The following is a 7,220-nucleotide window of genomic DNA, read 5'->3' as shown; positions in this document are numbered from 1 at the left end:
GGGCGGCCAGGTGAGGGGAACCATCGAGGGCAACCGCCTGAAAGCCATACCCGGTGTCTCTGGGCCTCTGGACCTTACGACGGCCCGTCCAACCCACGAACAACGTAGGACCGCCTGACAGGCGGACGCACCGGCAGCCTCGGTCCCCGTCGCTGTCTGAGACTCCAGGATTCCGTTCCCCGGTCATTCTTCTGGACGAAAGCATGATGACAGTCAGGCAAAGAGGGGGTTGATTGTGTCTGCCTCGTAGGGCAATGCGAGGCTTCATCCGGCACTGCCCCACTGGAAGGGGCGATGCATGGAACGGTGGGAGGGTCGGCGCAGCGTGGCGACAGCGGATCACAGTGTGCGTGGGGACGGGGCAGCGGACGCGGGGGCGAGGGACCGGCTGGCCAGGGCCGTCCTCTGGCTGGTCGTGGCCGTGCTGGCGGTGCGGCAGGTGGCGGTGGTGCTCCGGCAACCACCGGGGGAGCGGCTCACCGATCTGGAGACCTGGACCGGGGAGAACGGGGTCCTGCATGCGACCGGCGCGCTGTACGACGGCGGCCGGTTCACCGGAACGCCCTTCGCCGGCGTGGTGCTGAAACCTCTCACCGCCGCGGCCCAGCAGGCCCTGGGCGTCGCCTGGACGTTCGGCTCCCTGCTGCTGGTCGTCGCCCTCGGGATCGTCGCGGCCCGCGCCCTGCCCCGGCCGGCCGGCCGTCGGACGGTCCTGCTCGCCGCGCCCGTCGCGATCAGCCTGCTCATGCTGTCGCTGCCGGTCCGCAACGCCCTCCACCTGGGCCAGACCAGCATCCTGCCGGTCCTGCTGGTGCTTCTGGCAGTGTTCGTCGTACGGGAGCACCGGGCGGCGGGCGTCCTCGTCGGCCTCGCGGCAGCCCTCCAGCCGGTGCTGCTGCTCTTCGCCGCCCTGCTCTGGCTGACCGGCCGACGGCAGGCCTCGGTGAGCGCGGGCGCGACCTTCGCGCTCGCCACCGCCGCCGCCTGGGCCGTGGCGCCGAAGGACTCGTGGACGTACTGGGTGCACCACGCCGCGGGCGCCGGGCTGGGCGAGCGCCCGGACAGCCTGGCCAACCAGTCCCTGCACGGGGCGCTGCTCCGGCTCGGGCTCGAAGGCCCCCTGGAGATCGCACTGTTCCTGGCGCTCGCCGCCGTCGTCGTGTTCCTCGGGCTGCGGCGCGCGGTGCGCTACGCCCAGGACGGCCAGCTGCTCCTCGCCGTGGCCGTGACCGGCTGTGTCGTGGTGGCCGTCTCGCCGACCGCATGGCAGCACCAGCTGCTCTGGGTGCTCCTCGCGGTCGTCGGCCGGGTCGGCAGGCGGGCCTCCGACCGGCTGGTGTGGCCGGCGGTCGTGGTCCTGATCGTCACCCTGCCGGGGACGATGCTGCTGCCGAACATCGCGACGCTCTACCCCGTACGCGACAACGTGCTGCTCCTCGCGGCCCTCGGAGCGGCCTGCCTCGCCCCGTTCCTGCCCCGCACCTCGCCGTACTGGCAGCACCCGATCCCCACGGACTACGCGAAGCCGGTGGCGGCGCGCTGGAGACGCGTGCCGCTCCTGCCGTTCTGGCGCCGGGTGCTCAGCCGCCCCAACCTGCTGCTGGAGCTCCTGCTCATCCGGGTCGTCTACTCCGCCTACGCGCAGGTCCGCCTCGCCGCCACCGCGGGCCGCCCCGTAGCCGAGGAGCACGGACGGCAGATCCACGCGATCGAACAGTGGCTGCACATCGACATCGAGCACTGGGTCAACCACACCGTCGTCCAGATCAACTGGCTGCGCGAGTTCTTCGACTACTACTACCTGACCTTCCACTTCATCGTCCCGCTGACGATTCTCGGCGTGCTGTACGCGCGTCGCCCCGCCGACTACCGCTGGGTCCGCTCCTCCATCGGCTTCGCCACGCTCCTGGCGCTCGTCGGCTTCTGGCTCTACCCGCTGGCCCCGCCCCGGCTCATGCCCGGCCTCGGCTTCATCGACACCGTCCACGGGGTGCAGGACTTCGCCAAGCCCGACTACGGGACGCTGACCACCGTCACCAACCAGTACGCGGCGATGCCGTCACTGCACTTCGGCTGGTCGCTGTGGTGCGGGGTGGTGATCGTGATGCTGGCCCCGAAGATGTGGATGAAGGCACTCGGTCTGCTGCATCCGCTCTTCACCATCGCCGCCATCGTGGCCACCGCCAATCACTGGGTGCTCGACGCGGCCGGTGGCGCGCTGGTCGTCACGCTGGGCTTCGGGCTGACGTACGTGCTCTCGGGGCCGAGGAGGCTGGTGGCCGACGGGAAGCGGGCGACGGTGGAGCCCGCAGAGGCCGTGGTCGCGCCCGAGCGCGTACCAGCGGAGCCCACGGAGCCCGCGGACGCCGAGCCTGAGCGCGTACCCGCGGAGAAGGTCAGCGGCAAGCAGTAGCAGGGCAGGAGGGCAGGAGGGCACGAGGGCACGAGGGCAGGAGGACAGCTACAGGCCGAAGGGGTGCCGGGACGACGTACATCGTCCCGGCACCCCTTCGGCGTGGATCGCCGCGTCCCTACATGGTCCGCCCTCCCGGCCCCGCCCGCCACTCGGGCGGGGCTGTCTCAGGAAGCCGCCGCCGTGGTCACCTGGAGCTGTTTGATGCCGTTGAGCCAGGCCGACCGCAGCCGTCGCGGGTCCTCCAGCAGCCGCAGATCGGGCAGTACGTCGGCGATCGCGTTGAAGATCAGGTCGATCTCCATCACGGCCAGCGACTTGCCCAGGCAGAAGTGCGGGCCGCCTCCGCCGAACCCGAGGTGCGGGTTGGGGTCGCGGGTGATGTCGAAGGCCTCCGGGGAGTCGAACACCTCGGGGTCGTTGTTGGCGGAGGAGTAGAACAGCCCGACGCGTTCGCCCTTCCTGATCCGCCGGCCGCCCAGCTCCACGTCCTGGGTGGCGGTCCGCTGGAAGGCCACCACCGGGGTGGCCCAGCGCACGATCTCCTCGGCCGTCGTCGTCGGGCGCTCCCTCTTGTACAGCTCCCACTGTTCGGGATGGGTGAGGAAGGCGTGCATACCGTGGCTGATCGCGTTACGGGTCGTCTCGTTCCCCGCCACCGCCAGCAGGATCACGAAGAACCCGAACTCGTCGGACGACAGGTTCCCCTCGCCCTCCGCCGCGACCAGCTGGCTGACGATGTCCTTCGCCGGGCACTCCTTGCGGGCCGCCGCCAGGTTCATCGAGTACGCCACGATCTCCATGGCCGCCTCGGCGCCGATCTCCTCGGTGATCGCGTACTCGGGGTCGTCGTACGCGGCCATCTTGTTGGACCAGTCGAAGATCTTGGTCCTGTCCTCCTGCGGTACGCCGATGAGTTCGGCGATGGCCTGGAGCGGGAGTTCCACCGCGATGTCGGTGACGAAGTCGAAGGAGCCGTCGGTGTCGGCCGAGGCGAGGGCCGTCTCCACGATGCTGCGGGCCCGGGTGCGCAGGGCCGACTCCAGGGAGCGCACCGCGCGCGGGGTGAAGCCGCGCTGGACGATCTGGCGGACCCGAGTGTGTTCGGGCGGGTCCATGTTCAGCATGATCAGCTTCTGAACCTCGATCTGGTCGCGGCTGATCGTCTCGTTGAAGCGGATGACGGCGGTGTTGGTGTTCGAGGAGAACAACTCCGGGTGCGTGGAGACGTACTTGACGTCCGCGTGGCGGGTCACGGCCCAGTAGCCCTCGTCGCCGAACCCCGAGATGTTGGCGGGCTGGGTGCACCACCAGACCGGTGCCGTCTGCCGCATGAGGGCGAACTCGGGGTGCGGAACGCGGGCTTGGAGGAGGTCGGGGTCGGTGAAGTCGAACCCGTCGGGCAGATGGGGGCAGCGCATGGGCACCTCTCCACTCCGGATCTGGCGGCGAACCGTTCGGGGAGCCGTCCGGCATCCTGACGACCCATCAGAAGTTGCCCGCAAGGTAGTAACGAGTTCTACAAGTGGCAAGGGTCGTGGCCGGATCTGTTGCCCCCGGTGCCCGTGCGGGGGTTTCCGGTGGCGGCGCGGGCGCCTCTGCCGCCGGTGCCGCGCCCGTCGGCTCACCGGGGGGCGCGCGCGTGGTGTGTGCGCGCCCCTTGCGCGGCAGGGCCGCCGTCACGAGACTGCTTGCAGAACTAGAACGCGTACTAGTTCCTTCCGTGGGCGCCGGGAAGCCCCAGCGGAAGCGTGAGGAGAGGACGAGCTCATGGCCGCGGAACCCGTCATCGTCGAAGCCGTACGCACCCCCATCGGCAGGCGCGGGGGCGCACTCGCCAATCTGCACCCCGCCTACCTGTTGGGCGAGACCTACCGTGAACTTCTCGGCCGCACCGGCATCCAGGCCGACTGCGTCGAACAGATCGTCGGTGGCACCGTCACCCACGCCGGGGAGCAGTCCATGAACCCGGCCCGAACCGCCTGGCTGACGGTGGGCCTGCCGTACGAGACCGCCGCCACCACCGTGGACTGCCAGTGCGGCTCCTCGCAGCAGGCGTCCCACATGGTCGCCAACATGGTGGCCGCCGGGGTCATCGACGTGGGCATCAGCTGCGGCGTGGAGGCGATGTCCCGGGTCCCGCTGGGCAGCGGCTCCAAGCACGGCCCGGGCAAGCCCTGGCCCGACGAGTGGAACGTCGACCTGCCCAATCAGTTCGAGGCCGCCGAGCGCATCGCCCGTAAGCGCGGCCTGACCCGGGAGCGGGTCGACGCGCTCGGCCTGCTCTCCCAGCAGCGGGCCGCGGCCGCCTGGGCCGAGGAGCGCTTCAAGCGCGAGACGTACGCCGTCCAGGTGCCGACCACCGAGGAGGAACAGGCGGCCGGGCAGGGCATGTGGCGGCTCGTCGACCGGGACGAGGGACTGCGGGACACCTCGATGGAGGCGCTCGCCGGGCTGAAGACCGTCATGCCGAGCGCGATCCACACCGCGGGCAACTCCTCGCAGATATCGGACGGGGCCGCGGCCATCCTGTGGTCCTCGAAGCGGATGGCGCGGGCCCTGAAGCTCAGGCCCCGGGCCCGGATCGTGGCCCAGGCGCTGGTCGGCTCCGACCCGCACTACCACCTCGACGGTCCGATCGACGCGACCCGGGCGGTGCTCGGCAGGGCCGGGATGTCGCTGCGGGACATCGACCTCGTCGAGATCAACGAGGCGTTCGCGTCGGTGGTGCTGAGCTGGGCGCAGGAGTTCGAGGCGGACCTCGACGGCCTGGAGAAGGTCAACGTCAACGGCGGCGCGATCGCCCTCGGCCATCCGGTCGGCGCCACGGGGGCCCGGCTGATCACCACGGCCCTGCACGAACTGGAACGCCGCGACAAGGAGTTCGCCCTCATCACGATGTGCGCGGGCGGCGCGCTGGCGACGGGAACGATCATCCAGCGGCTGTGACCCCGTCTGCGGCCGGTACCGGACGAGCCCCGGGGGCCATCACCCCCCGGGCTCCCCGAACGCGCCGCGCGCGTCGAACGCCGCCCGCCGGGTCGCCCGGCGCAGCGCCCTCAGCAGGGTCGGTCCGACCGTGAGGGTCAGGACGACGGTCAGCGCCGCCCGTCCCAGGTCCCAGCCGAGCGAGGTCGCCGCGCAGTAGGCGAGGAAGCGCACCAGGTTCTCGTGCAGCGGGTCCCCCGCGACGAACGAGACGCCCGAACCCAGCCCGGCGATGAGCGGCCAGCCCTGGAGGTTCATCACCGTGCCGTACGCGAACGCCGCCACCCAGCCGTAGCCGGCCAGCATCGCCAGCTCCGCCCGCCCGCGCAGCCGGTCGGGCCCCAGCAGCAGGCCCGCGCCCATCGTGAACCAGCCCATCGCCAGCATCTGGAACGGCATCCACGGACCCACCCCGCCCGTCAGCAGCGCCGAGGCGAACATGGTCACCGAGCCGAGGACGAAGCCGAACCCGGGACCCAGCACCCGGCCGCTCAACACCATCAGGAAGAACATCGGCTCCAGGCCCGCCGTCCCCGCCCCCAGCGGGCGCAGCGCCGCCCCCACCGCGGCCAGCACGCCGAGCATCGCGACCGCCTTCGCGTCCATCCCCGACTCGGAGATCGTCGCCACCACCACCGCGACCAGCAGCGGCAGCAACGCAGCGAACAGCCACGGCGCGTCGCCGGCGTGCGCGAGCCCGGACCCGGCGTCCGCCAGCAGCGGCCACCCGAAGGCGACCACGCCGACGGCCCCGATCAGCACCAGCGCGGCCACCGACTTCGGCCCGAGCCGCACGGGCCGGGCCATGGGCTCCCGTACGGCCCGCCCGCGTTCCACCCGCTCCCGTACGCTCATCGCGCGCCCCGCTTCCGTACGCCCAGCCCCGCGCCGGGCCGTGGTGCCCGCTCCCGTACTCCCGTGGTTCCGCTCACGCGCCCGCCTCCAGCGCCCCGCGCACCTGGGACACGGTCAGCCACTCCTGCGGGGCCAGGATCTTCGCCGTCTGCGGGGCGAACGCGGGGGAGGAGACCACCACCCGCCCGGTCGGGCCGTCCGCGACGACCTCCCCGTCGGCGAGGATCACCACCCGGTGCGCCAGCTCCGCCGCCAGCTCCACATCGTGCGTGGCCAGGACGATCGCATGGCCCTCGGCGGCCAGGGCGCGCAGGACGCCGACGAGGCGGGCCTTCGCCGCGTAGTCCAGGCCGCGCGTCGGCTCGTCCAGCAGCAACAGCGGCGGGCGGCCGGTCAGTACGAGCGCCAGGGCGAGCGCGAGCCGCTGGCCCTCGGACAGGTCCCGGGGGTGGGTGCCGTCCCCGACCCCGGGCAGCAGCTCCGACACCAGCGCCCGGCAGGTGCCCTCCGCCGCGCCCGCGTCCCGGTCGGCCGCCGCGCACTCCGCGGCCACCGTGTCCGCGTACAGCAGATCGCGCGGCTCCTGCGGTACGAGACCGACCCGGCGCACCATCGCCCCCGGGTCCGTCCGGGCCGGGGCGAGCCCGCCGACGCGCACGGCGCCCGAGGTGGGCTCGATCATGCCGACGAGCGCGCCGAGCAGCGTGGACTTCCCGGCCCCGTTGCGGCCCATCAGGGCCACCGTCTCGCCCGGGGCCACGGTGAGTTCCACCCGCCGCAACGCCTCGATCCGGCCGCGCCGCACCCCGAGCCCCTCGACCCGGGTGACCGGATCGACGGCGGGGGCGGCGGACCGGTCGGACACGCGGGGGCCGCCCGTCCGGCCCCGGCCCAGCAGCCGGGCGAGCCGTCCGGGCCCGGGCCGCTCCGGAGCGACCGGCCGCGCAGGCTCCGGCACCGGTGC

The 7,220-nt window shown here is 72.3% G+C and carries 5 protein-coding genes; 2 read left to right on the top strand and 3 right to left on the bottom strand.

From position 1 onward, the window contains the following. Positions 1–298: 298 nt before the first annotated feature. Positions 299–2,413, top strand: a complete 2,115-nt coding sequence (locus CIB93_RS36425) for a bifunctional glycosyltransferase 87/phosphatase PAP2 family protein (protein WP_096633065.1) — start codon at positions 299–301, stop codon at positions 2,411–2,413. 167 nt (positions 2,414–2,580) lie between these two features. On the opposite strand, the gene CIB93_RS36420 is transcribed toward CIB93_RS36425, so the two are convergent. Further along, entirely contained in the window at positions 2,581–3,834 is a 1,254-nt protein-coding gene (locus tag CIB93_RS36420; protein ID WP_096633064.1) for a cytochrome P450, read from the bottom strand. Positions 3,835–4,183: 349 nt separating this feature from the next. On the opposite strand from CIB93_RS36420, the gene CIB93_RS36415 reads away from it, so the two are divergent. Beyond that, complete coding sequence (locus CIB93_RS36415; protein WP_096633063.1) at positions 4,184–5,362, top strand: steroid 3-ketoacyl-CoA thiolase; 1,179 nt, start codon at positions 4,184–4,186, stop codon at positions 5,360–5,362. Positions 5,363–5,401: 39 nt separating this feature from the next. Here CIB93_RS36415 and CIB93_RS36410 read toward each other — a convergent pair whose 3' ends face one another. Continuing rightward, on the bottom strand, positions 5,402–6,256 hold the full coding sequence (locus CIB93_RS36410) for an ECF transporter S component (protein ID WP_096633062.1): 855 nt from the start codon (positions 6,254–6,256) through the stop codon (positions 5,402–5,404). A gap of 73 nt (positions 6,257–6,329) precedes the next feature. Continuing rightward, positions 6,330–7,220, bottom strand: an 891-nt coding sequence (locus CIB93_RS36405) for an ATP-binding cassette domain-containing protein (protein WP_179500373.1), incomplete at its 5' end; no start/stop codon positions are given.

Origin of the sequence: Streptomyces sp. WZ.A104 (assembly GCF_002382885.1) — a bacterium.
Lineage (GTDB): Bacteria > Actinomycetota > Actinomycetes > Streptomycetales > Streptomycetaceae > Streptomyces.
The sequence above is the reverse complement of the archived record's forward strand: the minus strand, read 5'-3'. Positions and strand labels throughout refer to the sequence as shown.

What these genes read in the sequence shown, in the direction of transcription:
- CIB93_RS36410 (WP_096633062.1), bottom strand. Translation starts at nt 6,256, where the DNA reads ATGAGCGTACGGGAGCGGGTGGAACGCGGGCGGGCCGTACGGGAGCCC.
- CIB93_RS36425 (WP_096633065.1), top strand. Translation starts at nt 299, where the DNA reads ATGGAACGGTGGGAGGGTCGGCGCAGCGTGGCGACAGCGGATCACAGT.
- CIB93_RS36420 (WP_096633064.1), bottom strand. Translation starts at nt 3,834, where the DNA reads ATGCGCTGCCCCCATCTGCCCGACGGGTTCGACTTCACCGACCCCGAC.
- CIB93_RS36415 (WP_096633063.1), top strand. Translation starts at nt 4,184, where the DNA reads ATGGCCGCGGAACCCGTCATCGTCGAAGCCGTACGCACCCCCATCGGC.